This window comes from Promicromonospora sp. NPDC023987 (assembly GCF_040639055.1).
GTDB lineage: Bacteria > Actinomycetota > Actinomycetes > Actinomycetales > Cellulomonadaceae > Promicromonospora.
Genome location: NZ_JBEZZF010000024.1, coordinates 23,591 through 38,034 on the forward strand (window position 1 = coordinate 23,591; position 14,444 = coordinate 38,034).

Annotated in this window: 14 protein-coding genes and 1 pseudogene; 3 read left to right on the forward strand and 12 right to left on the reverse strand. The window is 70.8% G+C overall.

The features are described 5' to 3' along the window. Positions 1–62: 62 nt before the first annotated feature. The 8 genes and pseudogenes from pafA to AB0F40_RS13010 all read right to left on the reverse strand — a co-directional run bounded on the left by pafA (position 63) and on the right by AB0F40_RS13010 (position 9,359). On the reverse strand, positions 63–1,424 hold the full coding sequence (gene pafA, locus AB0F40_RS12975; protein WP_357467609.1) for a Pup--protein ligase: 1,362 nt from the start codon (positions 1,422–1,424) through the stop codon (positions 63–65). A gap of 278 nt (positions 1,425–1,702) precedes the next feature. Then, positions 1,703–2,389: pseudogene (gene prcA, locus AB0F40_RS12980) on the reverse strand (proteasome subunit alpha); the annotation flags it as partial. After that, entirely contained in the window at positions 2,386–3,219 is an 834-nt protein-coding gene (gene prcB, locus AB0F40_RS12985; RefSeq protein ID WP_357467727.1) for a proteasome subunit beta, read from the reverse strand. The pseudogene prcA and the gene prcB, both read right to left, overlap by 4 nt. Before the next feature lies 1 nt (position 3,220). Beyond that, the gene (locus AB0F40_RS12990; RefSeq protein ID WP_253877287.1) at positions 3,221–3,418 is read right to left on the reverse strand and encodes a ubiquitin-like protein Pup; all 198 of its coding nucleotides are present in this window, start codon (positions 3,416–3,418) and stop codon (positions 3,221–3,223) included. Between the two features lie 96 nt (positions 3,419–3,514). After that, positions 3,515–5,176, reverse strand: coding sequence for a depupylase/deamidase Dop (gene dop, locus AB0F40_RS12995; protein ID WP_357467730.1), 1,662 nt, complete (start codon positions 5,174–5,176; stop codon positions 3,515–3,517). Between the two features lie 106 nt (positions 5,177–5,282). Then, positions 5,283–6,944, reverse strand: coding sequence for a proteasome ATPase (arc, locus tag AB0F40_RS13000; protein WP_357467612.1), 1,662 nt, complete (start codon positions 6,942–6,944; stop codon positions 5,283–5,285). Positions 6,945–7,085: 141 nt separating this feature from the next. Beyond that, positions 7,086–8,099 (reverse strand): tRNA (adenine-N1)-methyltransferase, encoded by a 1,014-nt coding sequence (locus AB0F40_RS13005; RefSeq protein WP_357467615.1) that lies wholly within the window; start codon positions 8,097–8,099, stop codon positions 7,086–7,088. A gap of 81 nt (positions 8,100–8,180) precedes the next feature. Then, positions 8,181–9,359, reverse strand: a complete 1,179-nt coding sequence (locus AB0F40_RS13010) for a site-2 protease family protein (RefSeq protein WP_357467617.1) — start codon at positions 9,357–9,359, stop codon at positions 8,181–8,183. A gap of 92 nt (positions 9,360–9,451) precedes the next feature. Here AB0F40_RS13010 and AB0F40_RS13015 point away from each other — a divergent pair, with 92 nt between their 5' ends. Next, positions 9,452–10,369: a RecB family exonuclease gene (locus tag AB0F40_RS13015; RefSeq protein WP_357467620.1), complete on the forward strand. Its 918-nt coding sequence runs from the start codon at positions 9,452–9,454 to the stop codon at positions 10,367–10,369. A gap of 97 nt (positions 10,370–10,466) precedes the next feature. On the opposite strand, the gene AB0F40_RS13020 is transcribed toward AB0F40_RS13015, so the two are convergent. Both AB0F40_RS13020 and AB0F40_RS13025 read right to left on the reverse strand, forming a co-directional pair. Then, positions 10,467–11,156, reverse strand: a complete 690-nt coding sequence (locus AB0F40_RS13020; RefSeq protein ID WP_357467622.1) for an HAD family phosphatase — start codon at positions 11,154–11,156, stop codon at positions 10,467–10,469. A gap of 57 nt (positions 11,157–11,213) precedes the next feature. Further along, positions 11,214–11,756 carry a hypothetical protein gene (locus AB0F40_RS13025; RefSeq protein WP_357467624.1) on the reverse strand — a complete coding sequence of 181 codons (543 nt, stop codon included), beginning with the start codon at positions 11,754–11,756 and terminating at the stop codon, positions 11,214–11,216. A 328-nt stretch (positions 11,757–12,084) separates the two neighbouring features. Here AB0F40_RS13025 and AB0F40_RS13030 point away from each other — a divergent pair, with 328 nt between their 5' ends. Both AB0F40_RS13030 and AB0F40_RS13035 read left to right on the forward strand, forming a co-directional pair. After that, on the forward strand, positions 12,085–12,486 hold the full coding sequence (locus tag AB0F40_RS13030) for a hypothetical protein (RefSeq protein ID WP_357467628.1): 402 nt from the start codon (positions 12,085–12,087) through the stop codon (positions 12,484–12,486). Positions 12,487–12,501: 15 nt separating this feature from the next. Continuing rightward, entirely contained in the window at positions 12,502–13,149 is a 648-nt protein-coding gene (locus AB0F40_RS13035; RefSeq protein ID WP_357467630.1) for an HD domain-containing protein, read from the forward strand. On the opposite strand, the gene AB0F40_RS13040 is transcribed toward AB0F40_RS13035, so the two are convergent. Both AB0F40_RS13040 and AB0F40_RS13045 read right to left on the reverse strand, forming a co-directional pair. Continuing rightward, on the reverse strand, positions 13,142–13,615 hold the full coding sequence (locus AB0F40_RS13040) for an NUDIX domain-containing protein (RefSeq protein ID WP_357467633.1): 474 nt from the start codon (positions 13,613–13,615) through the stop codon (positions 13,142–13,144). The two genes, AB0F40_RS13035 and AB0F40_RS13040, sit on opposite strands and share 8 nt — an antisense overlap. Then, entirely contained in the window at positions 13,615–14,349 is a 735-nt protein-coding gene (locus tag AB0F40_RS13045) for an XRE family transcriptional regulator (RefSeq protein WP_357467636.1), read from the reverse strand. Before AB0F40_RS13045 ends, AB0F40_RS13040 begins: the two co-directional genes overlap by 1 nt. Between the last annotated feature and the right edge of the window lie 95 nt (positions 14,350–14,444).

Here is a 14,444-nt window from a genome sequence, read left to right on the forward strand (position 1 = left end):
TCCCATGACGTGGGTGTGCCCCGGAATCGACCTGTGGGCGATCCCGGGGCACCGACCAGGACCTACATGCTCTCGATGAGGCGCTCCACGCGGTCGTCCACGCTCTTGAACGGGTCCTTGCACAGCACCGTGCGCTGCGCCTGGTCGTTCAGCTTGAGGTGCACCCAGTCCACCGTGTAGTCCCGGCGCGCCTCCTGCGCCGCGCGCACGAAGTCGCCGCGCAGCTTGGCCCGGGTGGTCTGCGGCGGCAGCGCCGTGGACTCGAAGACCTCCAGGTCCGTCGTGACCCGCTCGACCATGCCGCGTGCCGCGAGCAGGTTGTACAGGCCCTCCGTGCGGGAGATGTCGTGGTAGGCGAGGTCGAGCCGCGCGACGCGCGGGTCGTCGAGCCCCATACCGTGCTTCTCCTGGTACCGCCGGATGAGCCGGAGCTTGATGGCCCAGTCCAGCTCGCGGTCCACGAGCGAGAGGTCCTCCGCCTCCAGGGCACGCAGCCCGCGCTCCCACAGGTCGAGCACCTGCTTGACCACCGGCGTGACCTCGAGGTTCGCCTCGACCAGCTCACGAGCCCGCTCGTAGTACTCCGACTGGATCTCGATGGCCGTCATGGTCCGGCCGTTGGCCAGCGTCACGGCGTGCTTGCCGGAGCGGTCGTGGCTTATCTCGCGGATGGCACGGATCGGGTTCTCGAGCGTGAGGTCCCGCATCGGCACTCCGGCCTCGACGAGGCGCAGCACCAGGTCCGTGCTGCCCACCTTGAGCATGGTGGTCGGCTCCGCCATCGACGAGTCGCCGACGATGACGTGCAGCCGGCGGTACAGCTCGGCGTCGGCGTGTGGTTCGTCGCGCGTGTTGATGATGGGCCGCGACCGCGTGGTGGCGCTGGAGACGGCCTCCCAGATGTGGTCGGCGCGCTGCGAGAGGCAGTACACCGCACCGCGGGGCGTCGACAGCACCTTGCCGGCCCCGACCAGGATCTGGCGGGTGATCAAAAACGGCACGAGCACGTCGGACAGCCGCGAGAAGTCGCCCGACCGCCGCACCAGGTAGTTCTCGTGGCACCCGTAGGAGTTGCCCGCCGAGTCCGTGTTGTTCTTGAACAGGTGGATGCGACCAGGGAGGTCCTCGTGCTCGAGGCGCTGCTGCGCGTCCGCCACGAGCCCTTCCAGGATGCGCTCCCCGCCCCGGTCGTACGACACGAGCTGGCGTACGTCGTCGCACTCCGCCGTCGCGTACTCCGGGTGCGAACCCACGTCGAGGTAGAGGCGGGAGCCGTTCCTCAGGAACACGTTCGAGGAACGGCCCCACGCCACCACTTTCCGGAACAGGTAGCGGGCGACCTCGTCAGCAGACAGACCACGCCCGTCGTCGGCCGCGCACGTCACGCCGTACTCGGTCTCCAGGCCGAAGATCCTGCGGTCCATGGACTTCCCCTCCCTGTTCGCGGAACCTGCTGCTAGTGGTCGGTGCCGGACGTGCTGGGGGTGTCCGGCTCGTCGCCGGGCTTCTCCTCGGGCTTCTCCTCGGTCGCGGCCGGTCCGGTCGGGGACTCCTCGGTCGTGGTCGTGTCGGCCTGGTCGGTCGGTGCTTCAGGTGCGGGCATCGGCTCGGCCCTGGCCTGGGTACTGCCCTCCGCCTCGGGCGTCGGCGGCACGTCGGGCTTCGTCGCTTCCGCCGCTCCTGCGGGCGGCTCCGCACCATCGGCGAGGAGCTCGGCCAGGACCGGGCGGGCAAGGCGTCGGAACGACCGTCGTGGCCGGTCCCGTTCCAGCACCGCCACCTCGAGCTGGGCCGCCTCGATGGTGCGCGACGCCGATCCCTCGCCCGAGCCGAGCGCCGCCACGGCGAGCCGCAGCGCCTCCCCGAGCGACATGTTCTCGCGCCACCCCTCCTTGACGCGCCGGCCGAGCTGCTCGGCCTGACCACCCATGACGACGAAGCCGTGCTCGTCCGCAACGGTGCCGTCATAGGTGAGCCGGTAGATCTGGTCGTCCACGGAGTCGGCGCCCACCTCTGCGACGACGATCTCCACCTCGAGCGGCTTGGACTCGGTGATGAACACGGTGCCGAGCGTCTGCGCGTACGCGTTCGCCAGGCCACGCGCCGTCACGTCCGACCGGTCGTAGGAGAAGCCGCGCATGTCGGCGTACCGCACACCGGCCACGCGCAGGTTCTCGAACTCGTTGTACTTGCCGACGGCCGCGAAGGCGATGCGGTCGTAGATCTCCGAGATCTTGTGCAGCGCGCGCGAGGGGTTCTCGGTGGCGAACGCGATGCCGCCGTCGTAGGCGAGCACCACCACGGAGCGGCCGCGCGCGATGCCCTTGCGGGCGAAGTCCGCACGGTCCTTCATCAGCTGCTCTGGCGAGACATAGAACGGCATGTTCATGCGAGGTGCCCCCTCTCTCGGCGCTGCGCCACGATCTGCTCCGCGACACGGGAGATCTCCGCGTCCTCGACGCGCTGATAACCGTCCTCGGACACCGTGGCCACCACCGGGAAGATCCCCCGGACCGTGTCGGGCCCGCCCGTCGCGGAGTCGTCGTCCGCGGCGTCGTACAGCGCCTCCACCGCGACGTGGACCGCTGCCTCCGCGTCCATCCCACGACGCCAGAGCTTCTTCAGTGCGCCGCGCGCGAAGATCGAGCCGGAGCCCACGCCGTGGTGCTCGTGCTCCTCGTACCGGCCGCCGGTGGCGTCGTAGCTGAAGATCCGGCCAGTGCCCTTGGCCAGGTCGTAGCCCGCGAACAGCGGCACCACCGCCAGCCCCTGCATCGCCATGGGCAGGTTGCCACGCAGCATCGTGGCCAGGCGGTTCGCCTTGCCCGTGAGCGAGAGGAGCGAGCCCTCGATCTTCTCGTAGTGCTCGAGCTCGAGCTGGAAGAGCCGCACCAGCTCCAGCCCGATGCCGGCCGAGCCTGCGATGCCGACGGCCGAGTACTCGTCCGCCGGGAACACCTTCTCGATGCTGCGGCTGGCGATCATGGGACCGGCGGTCGCCCGGCGGTCACCCGCCAGCAGGACGCCACCGTCGAAGGTGAGCGCCACGATCGTGGTGGCGTGCGGGGACAGGGTCGCCGGGTCGGTCACGCCGGCAGGCATGACCCGGTTCCCGGGCAGCCGGTCGGGGGCGTGCTCGGTCAGGAAGTCCACGAAGGACGACGATCCCGGACGCAAGAAGGCGTCCGGGAGTCGTCCTGTGGTGCGGTCTGCGCTCAGGTCACTGCCCACCCTTCTGGACGAATCCACGAACGAACGACTCGGCGTTGGTCTCCAGGACCCCGTCGATCTCCTCGAGCAGAGCGTCGACCTCGTCGTCGTCCTTCTGTGCCGCCGCAGCGGCGGGGGCCGGAGCCTCCGCGTCGTCGTCGGGAGTGCGGTCCTCGTGTGACGGGTTGATTTGTTCCTGACCGGCCATGATCGCCTCCTGGTGATTCTCTGACGTAGTGCTGGTCTCGCAGCCTAGGCCCTGACCTTAGACATTGACCCTAGGCGGTGACACTGACATTGACGGTCACCTTCTTCCGGAGAGTCCCGCGAGCAGGGTCGCGGCGTCGGGGCTGGCGTCGAGCAGGGCGCCGATGTGGCGGCGCGTACCGCGGGTCGGGTCGAGCATCGGTACGCGCTGCAGGGCCTGGGACCCGTCGACATCGAAGATGACGGAGTCCCAGCTCGCCGCCGAGATCTGGTCCCCGTAGCGAGCCATCACCTCACCCCGGAAGTAGGCGCGGGTGTCCGTCGGCGGGTGCTGCACCGCCCGGGCCACGCTCTCCTCGTCGACGATGCGGTCCACCGCGCCCTTGGCGAGCAGCCGGTGGTAGATGCCGCGCTCGGGGCGCACGTCGGACCACTGCAGGTCCATGGCGTGCAGCCGCGGGTGGCCCCACTCCAGGTCGTCCCGCGAGCGCAGTCGGTCGAGCAGACGCATCTTGGCGATCCACTCCACCTCCCGCGCGCAGCTCGCCGGATCCGCACCGAGCCGCTCCACGACCGACGACCAGCGGTCCAGCACGGCGTCCGACTCGGCGTCGGTGCCGAGCACCTTCAGGGACCGCCGCACGACGTCGGCGACCTCGCCCTGGACCTGCAGCGCCGTCATCGTCCGGCCGTCGGCCAGGTCGAGCGGTGCGGTCAGCCCGAGATCGCGCGACACCTTCTGCACGTCGCTCACGGGGCTGGCCAGGCGCAGCGCACCGAGCTCTGCGCGGGCGTCCACGCCCGCCTCCGCCAGCTCGTCGAGGTGCTCCAGCACCCACAGGACCAGCGAGGTCGTGCCCGTCTTGAGGTAGGTCGGCACCTCCATCAGGTTGGCGTCGCCGATGATGAGGTGCAGGCGGCGCCACCGCTGGCGGTCGGCGTGCGGCTCGTCTCGGGTGTTCACGATGGGCCGGCGCAGCGTCGTCTCCAGGCCGATCTCCGCCTCGATGTAGTCGGCGCGCTGCGAGATCTGGTAGCCGGCGGTGCCGCTCGTCGCGCCCAGGCCGACGCGGCCGGAGCCCGTGAAGACCTGACGGGTGACGAGGAACGGCGTGATGAGCTCGGCGAGCGTGGTGAAGGGCAGCGACCGGTCCACGAGGTAGTTCTCGTGCGTTCCGTAGCTGGCACCCTTGCCGTCCACGTTGTTCTTGTAGAGCACGACCTCGCTGCCGGGGAAGCTCGCCAGCTCCCGCAGCGCCGCGAGCATGACCCGCTCGCCGGCGACGTCCCAGCGCACGATGTCCTCCGGAGTCATCACCTCGGGCGAGGAGTACTCGGGATGGGCGTGGTCCACGTACAGCCGGGCACCGTTCGTGAGGATCACGTTCGCGGCGCTCGGGTCGTCGTACTCCTCGGCGGGCGGCCGCTCGACCTCCTGGGTCGACCCGGTCCGGCGTCGGCCCCTGCCGGGCAGGCCCGGCTCCACCACGGGCACCTGCCCGGTGACGGGGCCCGACGGCGCGGGCAGCGCCGGGTCGTCGGTCAGCATCGACGGCTGCGCCGAGGCGCGGTCGAGGTGGAACCCGCGCGCGTCCTGCAGCGGGTCCTCGTCGTCATAGTCCCAGCGGGCCTTGCCACCCGTACCTTCGGTACGCGTGGAGATCGCTCGGTAGGTCGTCACCACCTGGCTGGAGAGCAGCATGGGGTTGGCCAGGGGACGACCTGGCTGCAGTACCCCGTACTCGGTCTCGATACCCATCACACGACGAACGCTCACGTCCACCACCCTATGCCGGAGTAGTCCCGTTGGTCGGGCAGGGCCCGCGCCCGTCGGCGGACGGACGCGGACCCTGCCCCGATCGTTGTCAGAGGTACTGACCGGTGTTCTGGACGGTGTCGATGGTGCGTGGCGTGGCGCCCTCGCCCTTCTTCTGGACGATGGTGCGGATGAAGACGATGCGCTCGCCCTTCTTGCCGCTGATGCGCGCCCAGTCGTCGGGGTTCGTCGTGTTCGGGAGGTCCTCGTTCTCCTTGAACTCGTCGACGCACGCGGTCAGGAGGTGCTCCACGCGGATGCCCTTCTGCCCCGTGGACAGGAAGTCCTTGATCGCGTTCTTCTTGGCGCGGTCCACCACGTTCTGGATCATGGCACCGGAGTTGAAGTCCTTGAAGAACAGGACCTCCTTGTCCCCGGACGCGTAGGTGACCTCGAGGAACTGGTTCTCCTCGTCCTCCGAGTACATGCGCGCCACGACCGAGGTGATCATGCCGTCGAGGGCCGAGGCGATGTTGCCGTCGTACTCCGCCAGGTCCTCGGCATGGATCGGCAGCTCCTTAGTGAGGTACTTGCCGAAGACCTCCTTGGCGCCCTCGGCGTCGGGCCGCTCGATCTTGATCTTCACGTCGAGGCGGCCCGGGCGCAGGATGGCCGGGTCGATCATGTCCTCACGGTTCGACGCACCGATGACGATGACGTTGTCGAGCCGCTCCACGCCGTCGATCTCCGCGAGGAGCTGGGGCACGATGGTGGTCTCCACGTCCGAGGAGAGTCCGGTACCGCGGGTGCGGAACAGCGACTCCATCTCGTCGAAGAAGACGACGACGGGCATCCCCTGGCTGGCCTTCTCCCGAGCGCGGGAGAAGATCAGCCGGATGTGCCGCTCGGTCTCGCCGACGTACTTGTTGAGCAGCTCCGGGCCCTTGACGTTGAGGAAGAAGCTCTTCACCTCGGGGTTGCCCCCGTTGGCACGCGCCACCATCCCCGCGAGGGAGTGGGCCACCGCCTTGGCGATGAGCGTCTTGCCGCAGCCGGGAGGGCCGTACAGGAGGACGCCCTTGGGCGGACGCAGCCCGTGCTCGCGGAACAGGTCGGGATGTGCGAAGGGCAGCTCGACGGCGTCCCGGATCGCCTCGATCTGCGGGCCCAGGCCACCGATGTCCTCGTACTCGATGTCCGGGACCTCTTCGAGGACCAGCTCCTCGACCTCGGACTTCGGCACGACCTCGAACACGAAGCCGCTGCGCGTGTCGATCGTGAGCGAGTCGCCCACCCGGAGCGGCACGTCCATCACCGAGCCGGCGAGGCGCACGACGCGCTCCTCGTCGGCGCGGCCGACGACGAGCACCCGGTCACCGCCGAGCATCTCCTTGACGGTCACCAGCTCGCCCGTGCGCTCGTACTCGCCCGCACCGACCACGGTCATGGCTTCGTTGAGCTTGACCTCCTGGCCCGGGCTGAGCCGGGTGACGTCCAGGTTGGGGCTCGCGGACACATGCATCTTGCGACCGGCGGACGAGATGTCGACCGAACCGTCGGCATGAGCCCCCAGGAACACGGCGTACGTACCCGGCGGCTTGGCAAGCTCGTCGAGCTGTTTTTTCAGCTCGACGATCTGATCGCGCGCCGCACGGAGTGCCTCCGCCAGACGCTCGTTCTTGGCTGAGAGGAGGGCAATCTGGCGCTCGTAGTCGCGGTTTGGCAAAGACTCATGCTCGGGATGGTTGTATCCTGACGTGCTCTCGGTCATGACATCCCCTCTCGTAGGGCCCGGGAGGCGACCATATGACGCAAACGCCTCCGAGAACAGCACTCTAAGCACAGTCACTGACACACCGGGAGCAAGAACACCCGTTTGAGACGCGCGGGGTACGCGATCGTTACAGCCCGTTCACGCCGGCGGGGTGTTCGGATCCTCGGGCGCAACGCCCAGGTCACGGCGCACCTTACGGACCTTCTTGTCCGACACGGCACGCTCGCCGAGCTCCTCCGGAGTCCACTCCGCCTCGGGCGTCGCGGGGTACGCACCCTTGGCAGGACGCCGTTTCCGCTCGGGCGCGGTCACGCCGTCGGCCATCCGGCGCGCGATGATGAGGAATCCCGTGTGGCCGATCATCCGGTGCTCGGGACGCACGGCCAACCCCTCGAGGTGCCACCCGCGGATCATCGTCTCGAAGGCCGCCGGCTCGGTGAACCGGCCGTCCGCACGCAGATCTTCCGCTGTGCGCGAAAGTTGCGTCGTGGTGGCCACGTAGCAGACGACGACGCCGCCGGGGGCGAGCGCCGAGGCGACGGCGTCGACGTTCTCCCAGGGCGCGAGCATGTCCAGCACGACGCGGTCGACCTCCCCCGGCTCCGCGACCTGGGGCAGGACGTCGGAGAGGTCACCGACGGAGAGCTGCCACGCCGGGTGCGGCGCGCCGAAGAACGTCTCGACGTTGCCCTGGGCGATGGCCGCGAAGTCCTCGCGCCGCTCGATCGAGTGCACGTGGCCCGCGTCGCCGACGGCGCGCAGCAGCGACATCGTCAGCGCGCCGGAGCCGACGCCGGCCTCGACCACGCGGGCGCCCGGGTAGATGTCGGCCATGGCGACGATCTGCGCGGCGTCCTTCGGGTACACGACGGCCGCGCCGCGCGGCATCGACAGGACGTAGTCGGCCAGCAGCGGGCGCAGGGCCAGGTACTCGATGTCCGCGGTGTTGACCACCACGGACCCCTCGGGCTGCCCGATGATCTGCTCGTGCTTGAAGTAGCCCCTGTGCGTGTGGAAGGTCCCGCCGGGCTGCAGCGTGATGGTGTGCAGACGACCCTTGGGGTCGGTGAGCTGGACCTTGTCGCCCACGCGGAACGGGCCTCGGCGCAGTTCGGCGCCGGTGGCGGTAGTGGTATCGGTGGGTGTGGTCACGACGGACCATCTTATGCGCTGGGCCACCTGCCCGCGTGCGGCATGGGGCGGCGCCGGCCGGTGCGGGCCCGCCACCACCGGTCAGGCCGCGCGCACTGCCCGCGCGACGTCGGCGAGGTCGAGCACGCCGGTGACCCGTCCGGCGTCGACCACAGGGACGAGCCTTGCGCCACCGGACCGCTGGGCCAGATGCGTCAGCAGGTCCGTGCCCGACATCTCCGGGTGGACCGCCGACCCGGCGACGAACGGCACGGCGACGGCGTCGACCGGGGTTCCCGACTGCGTCGAAGGGGGGACCGCGGCGACGGCGGCGTCGTCGAGCACTGCGACGGGAACCTGGTCGTGCCCCACGACGACCAGGCGGTAGGCCGACGCCGATGACGCCCCGCTCACGGCGGACGTCCGGACGCTCAGCGCCTCAGCGACGGTGGACCCGAGCGGCACCAGGAGCACCGGCGCCGCCAGCGCTCCGGCGGACAGCCCGGCAACCGCCTCCCTGCGCAGCCCGTTCGTGATCGCGGCACCAGCGCCCGCCCAGAGGAAAGCCCCGATCAGGGCCGACCACAGGACGGTGGTGAGGCGTGGTGTGGTGCCCTGCAGGAACGGCACGACCAGTGCCCACAGCAGGACGCCGGCAGCGACGAGGCGACCGACCCAGCCGGCCACGACGGTGCCCGTGGTGCGCTTGCCCGTCACGGCCCAGACGAGGGACTCGAGGATCTGCCCTCCGTCGAGCGGCAGACCCGGGAGCAGGTTGAAAGCGCCGACGAACGCGTTGGACACCGCGCCGGCGTAGAGCAGGAGCGTCGGCACGTTCAGCACAGGCGAGGCCTGGTAGGCGAACCAGAACCCGGCCGCGAGCGCCAGGTTCGTCAGCGGCCCGACGACGGCGACGAGGAAGCCGTCGAGGGGCCGTCCCAGGCCGCCGGTATACGCGGTGTGGCCGCCCCAGAGCGTGACGGCGAGCTCGGTGACGTTCTGGCCGCGCGCCCTGGCGACCAGCGCGTGCGCCACCTCGTGCAGGAACACCGAGCCGAACAGGAGCAGCACGAACGCGAAGGCGACGAGGTAGGCGCCTGCTCCGAGCTGCGGCGCTATCGCCTGCACGTTGGGCACGAACAGGATGGTCAGGACGAGGGCGGCGAGGAACCAGGACCGCGTGACGACGACGGGCGCGCCGGCCACGCGGCCGATGACGAACCCCTTCGAGCGCTGCGGGGCGGGCGGTGCGGGTGTGGAGGCGGGCTCCGAGGTGGTCACTGGACAAACCTATCCGGCCGGTCGGCCGTGGCGGGACGACGCGCTGTGGACAACTCCCGAGGACTGTCGGTGGCCGCGCCTAGGGTTGGGGCATGACGACGACGGAGGTATCCCAGGGGCCGGTGCCGGGCGTTCCGGCGGAGGCGGCCGCGGCCGTATCGGCAGTGCGCGCACCCTCACGGCCGCCGGCCCTGTCGCCGTCGCGTGCGAACGACTTCATGCAGTGCCCGCTGCTGTTCCGGTTCCGCACGGTGGACCGGCTGCCGGAGCCGCCGTCGGCCGCAGCCGCGCGCGGCACGCTCGTGCACGCGGTGCTGGAGCGGTTGTACGACGCCCCGCTGGGCGAGCGGACGCTCGCCGCGGCGCACGACCTGCTGCCGGGCGAGTGGGACCGGCTGCTGGAGGCGGACGACCGGTACACGTCGTTGTTCACCGACGGGATCGGCCCGGACGGGCAGGACCGCGACGGCTGGCTCGCGGGAGCGGGCTCGCTGCTCGGTACGTACTTCACGCTGGAGAACCCGAACCGGCTGGAGCCGGCCGAGCGGGAGCTGCTGGTGGAGTCGCAGCTCGACGGCGGTCCGCTGCTGCGCGGCATCGTGGACAGGCTGGACGTCGCACCGACCGGCGACGTGCGGGTGGTCGACTACAAGACCGGCAAGTCGCCGCGCCCCGGCTACGAGACGTCGGCGGTGTTCCAGATGCGGTTCTACGGGCTCGTCCTGTGGCGCGAGCGGGGAGTGCTGCCCAAGATGCTGCAGCTCGTGTACCTGGGCGACGGCCAGGTGCTGCGGGGCGAGCCGACGACCGAGCACCTTGAGCACACGGAGCAGAAGATCCGCGCCATCTGGTCGGGCATCGAGGAGGCGGCCCGGACCGGGGAGTGGAAGCCCCGCAGGTCCAAGCTGTGCGGCTGGTGCGCGCACCAGGCGCTGTGCCCGGAGTTCGGCGGAACTCCCCCGGAGATCCCGGAGGGCGCCGTGGCGTTGCGCCTGGCTATCGCGGTCTGAACCCACCTGCCGAACGGCCAGACCGCGGCGGGCGGTGCAAACCAGCGCGGGCCACACCGGGGCGGGCCGGGCAGGCCGGGCAGTCCGGCCCGGAAGCTCAGCCGAGCAGCTCGACGACCTCGCCGGACACGATCCGCCCGAGCACCTCGAGGTCGATCTGCTTGAGCGACGCCGCTCGGCTGAGGCCGGGACGCTGCGGCACCGGCACCTCGGCGGGCACGCCCAGCGTGCGGGCGCCCGAGGCGAGCGCCGACGTGATGCCGGGGCTGGAGTCCTCGATCGCCACGCAGTCCTCCGGTCGCACGCCGAACAGGCCGGCGGCCGCCAGGTACGGCTCGGGGTGGGGCTTGCCGTTCGTCACCTCGTCACCGGTGACGAGGTGGGCGAAGGTGCCCGCGGGGGCGCCGTCCGCCACGAGCTGGGCCTGGCTGCGGTAGGACATCGTGACGATCGCGCACGGCACCTGCGCCGCGCGCAGGTCTTCGATCAGCTCGAGCACACCGGGGCGCCACGGCACCGCTTCCCGCAGCTGCTCGTTCACCCGGGCCACGAGCCAGGTGACGATCTCGGCGGGCTCGAGCGGGACTCCGGCGTCGCGCAGCATCCCACCGGTGGTGACGAGCGCCTGGCCGACCGCGCTCAGCGCGTCCTCGTGGGTCCACGTGGCTCCGTGCGCCGCGACGATCTCCCGCTCGGCGCGCATCCAGTAGGGCTCGGTGTCGACGAGGGTGCCGTCCATGTCGAACAGGACGGCAGCGGGCAGGGCGGCGGATGAGTCACGAGGCACCGGCACATCGTAGGTGCCGACGTTGTACAGGCGGTAACGGGCGCCGGGCCGCTGGGCTCATTGGGCGAGGAGCTGCTCCACGCGCTCCTCCTGGTCGGCGTCCAGCTGCGTCCGGTCGAACGCTGCGACCGCCTTGTCGAACGTCCGGTTCACCGTTGGCTCGATCTCGACGACGCCCGCGGGGGCGACCATCGCGTCCTCGTACTCCGCGATCCAGGCGTCGATGTGCGCCACGTACGCGGCGCGCGCCTGGTCCAGCTCGCTCCCGTCGGCGAGCTCCACCGCCCGGATGTCCTCCTTGGCGGTCAGGACTCCGTCGCGCGCCTCTTCGGCGAGGTCGGGCACGTCGGTCATGAGCGCGGTGGCGAGCTCCTCCTGCCGCTCGGCGTCGGAGGTGGCTTCGATCTCGTCGAACCGGCCGCTGATCTCGTCGATGTAGTCGCGCATCGTCGACTCGCTGTGCTCCACGGCCTCGAGCAGCACGTCAGCGGGCTCGCTGGTGCGCTCGGCCTGGGACCAGGCGATGCCGCCGCCGGCGCCGGCGACGACGAACGCGCCGACCGCAGACAGCAGGGCCCGGTGATTTCGCAGGTTGAGCATTGCCTCATACTCACCCGAACCTGGGGTGCGCCGCGCGTCCGGAGATGTGATTCGTAGCGGAGTAATCAGGCATATAGCCATATTCCCGGCATCGACCGCCTCCCGCGCGCCCGAATCGACCGGAACGCCGCCAGATCGCAGGACCGGTCGAGGTGCGCCGCGGCCCGTCGGCGTCGGGCCGGTTCGCACCCCGAGCAGACCCGCGCGGAGGGGAACGACGCAACTCACAGCTCCGCCGCGCGCGCCGCGACGTCCTGGGCGATGCTGGCCCTCGGTCGGCGGCCTCGGCCGGCGACTCCCGGCAGCACCGACGAGGAGGAAACAGACCGTGTTCGGACCCGATTTCTTCGAGCGACTCTCGCAGCGGATGTACTACGACCTCGACGGGAAGCCGATCACCCAGGACCAGTGGTCGGTCCTGCGGCTCGGAGCCGGCAGCGCCCACGTCGCGCGGGACCACATCGGGTTCTACCACGTGTCCACCGTCTGGACCGGGATCGATACGGCGGCCCCGGTCGACGACGACCAAGGACACACCCCGCTGATCTACGAGACCATGGTCTTCGTCGAGCGGCTGGACCCGGACGGCGTGCTCGCGGAGGACGACCGGCTGGACTGCACCGAGCAGTACGCCGAGCTGCACGCCACGCGCGACGACGCGCTGGCCGGCCATCACCGCGCTCTGAGCATGGTCAGGGACTGGATAGTCAACGGCCGACCGGAGCTCTGACGACGGAGGGCACGGATGCAGACCAGCACACCTTCTCCCACCACGTCCCGCACCGCCCGCCGCGCCGTGCACGACCCGGCGACCTACGGTGAACCGATGCACGGAACCACCCCGTGGGAGCTCGACCCCGCGGGAGCACAGGCACTGCTGACCGAGCACTTCGAGCCCGGCGCTGACCGTCTCGCCCACTCGATCGGCGTCGGACGGCGCGCCGAGCATGTCGCGCGGGCGCTGGGCCGGTCCGAGCTGCTCGTCTCCGCCGCCTACCTGCACGACATCGGCTATGCCGTGGCGGCGCGAGACACGGGCCTGCACCAGCTCGACGGTGCCCGCTACCTTCGTGCGCTCGGCGCCCCGGCGGCGCTGACCGCCCTCGTCGCGCATCACACGGCGGCGACCGTCGAGGCGGCGGAGCGGGGCCTGGACACGGCCCTGCGGCGCGAGTTCCCCACGCCGTCGGGCGAGCTGCTGGACCTGCTCACCTACTGCGACATCACCACGTCGGCGCGCGGCGAGGCCGTCACCGTGGACGAGCGGTTCGACCACATCTACGACCGCTACCCGCCCGGCCACCTCGTGTCCCGCAGCATGCGCCGCGCGGAGCCGGGGCTCCGGCGCACGGTGACCGGGATCGAGCGCCGCCTGGAGCGCCGGCTCACGTGAGGAAGGGCTGCGTCCGCGTCGTGTCCAGGGCATGCTCGATCCGCAGCCGCATCGAGGGGTGGATCTCCAGCTCGCCGAGTCGATCGGCCTGCTGCCAGGCGACCTCGCTCGACTCGCCCGACGTCCGTGGCGCTCCCCCGGTCACCGTGCCGCGCATGCAGATGGAGAACTGGGCTCGGACCTCGCCGTCCGAGTAGACGATCACGTGCCGGGGATCGGTGTAGATCCCGACGAGGCCGGTGATCCGGACGCGGTAGCCGGTCTCCTCCTCGGTCTCCCGGACGCCGGCCTCGCGCACGGTCTCGCCGGGGTCGATGCCGCCGCCCGGCAGGGCCCAGAGGTCGTTGTCGGTCCGGTGGATGAGCAGCAGCCGTCCGACGTCGTCCTGCACCGCCACCGTGACGGACGGGACCACGGAGTTCACGGGCGGCGCGGCCGGATCGTCGAAATAGTCGAACCGCGCCATCACGCCACCCTGCCCGAGTCCTCCGTCCGAGGCCATGCCTCCAGAGGTTTCGCGGCGTTCCAGACCCGCTCGAACCCCGCCTGGTAGGCGGGCGCCATCGACGCCTCCGGACCGTCCTTCAGGTGCAGCAGCGGGTTGGCCCCAGCGGGTGAGCCCCAGACGTGGGTGTTGACCAGCAGGTCGTCGTCGAACCGGAAGGTCGTCGCGTACAGGGTCTGGTCGTGCAGCCGCACCTCGACGCCCGGGGTGCCGAGCGCCGGCGCCAGGTAGGCCAGCACCAGCGCGATCCGCCCCGCGAGCCCCGTGCCGCCCTCCTCCTGGGTCCGTACGGCTACTGCGGCGCCGTCCGGGTCGCCCAGCAGCAGCCGCACCTGGACCCCGCGCGCCGCCATCGTGACGATCTCCGTGGTCAGGTCGAGAGTCTGGTCGGGCAGGAACGTCGCCGCGAACGCGTGCAGCTCGAACCGCTGCTCCACGCCCGCGAGGAACGCCCGCCAGGTCCCGGACGGCACGGCCCGCCGCGCCGGGTACACGCCGACGATCTCCTGGGCCGCCGCCTCGGCCCGGTCGACGTCGCCCCACAGCGCCGCGACGTCGCAGCCCAGGGCGTCGGACACCGCCACGCGATGTCGTGGGTGCGGCGTGCGGCCCTGGGCCACCCACCGCTCCACGGTCTTCGGATCCACGCCGACGGCGGCCGCGAGCCGTACCTGGCTCAGGCCGGCCTGGCTCATCGCCGCTACCAGTCTTTGATTCCTCACGTGTTACCCCCCAGGGACGTATCTATCACCGAAACGTCCCGAGCGCTGCCGATGGCACGTCCCATGCC

Excerpts from the sequence above, each read along its gene's own strand:
- pafA (WP_357467609.1), bottom strand. The coding sequence starts at position 1,424 with ATGGACCGCAGGATCTTCGGCCTGGAGACCGAGTACGGCGTGACGTGC.
- AB0F40_RS12990 (WP_253877287.1), bottom strand. The coding sequence starts at position 3,418 with ATGGCCGGTCAGGAACAAATCAACCCGTCACACGAGGACCGCACTCCC.
- dop (WP_357467730.1), bottom strand. The coding sequence starts at position 5,176 with ATGGGTATCGAGACCGAGTACGGGGTACTGCAGCCAGGTCGTCCCCTG.
- arc (WP_357467612.1), bottom strand. The coding sequence starts at position 6,944 with ATGACCGAGAGCACGTCAGGATACAACCATCCCGAGCATGAGTCTTTG.
- AB0F40_RS13015 (WP_357467620.1), top strand. The coding sequence starts at position 9,452 with ATGACGACGACGGAGGTATCCCAGGGGCCGGTGCCGGGCGTTCCGGCG.
- AB0F40_RS13025 (WP_357467624.1), bottom strand. The coding sequence starts at position 11,756 with ATGCTCAACCTGCGAAATCACCGGGCCCTGCTGTCTGCGGTCGGCGCG.
- AB0F40_RS13035 (WP_357467630.1), top strand. The coding sequence starts at position 12,502 with ATGCAGACCAGCACACCTTCTCCCACCACGTCCCGCACCGCCCGCCGC.
- AB0F40_RS13040 (WP_357467633.1), bottom strand. The coding sequence starts at position 13,615 with ATGGCGCGGTTCGACTATTTCGACGATCCGGCCGCGCCGCCCGTGAAC.
- AB0F40_RS13045 (WP_357467636.1), bottom strand. The coding sequence starts at position 14,349 with ATGAGCCAGGCCGGCCTGAGCCAGGTACGGCTCGCGGCCGCCGTCGGC.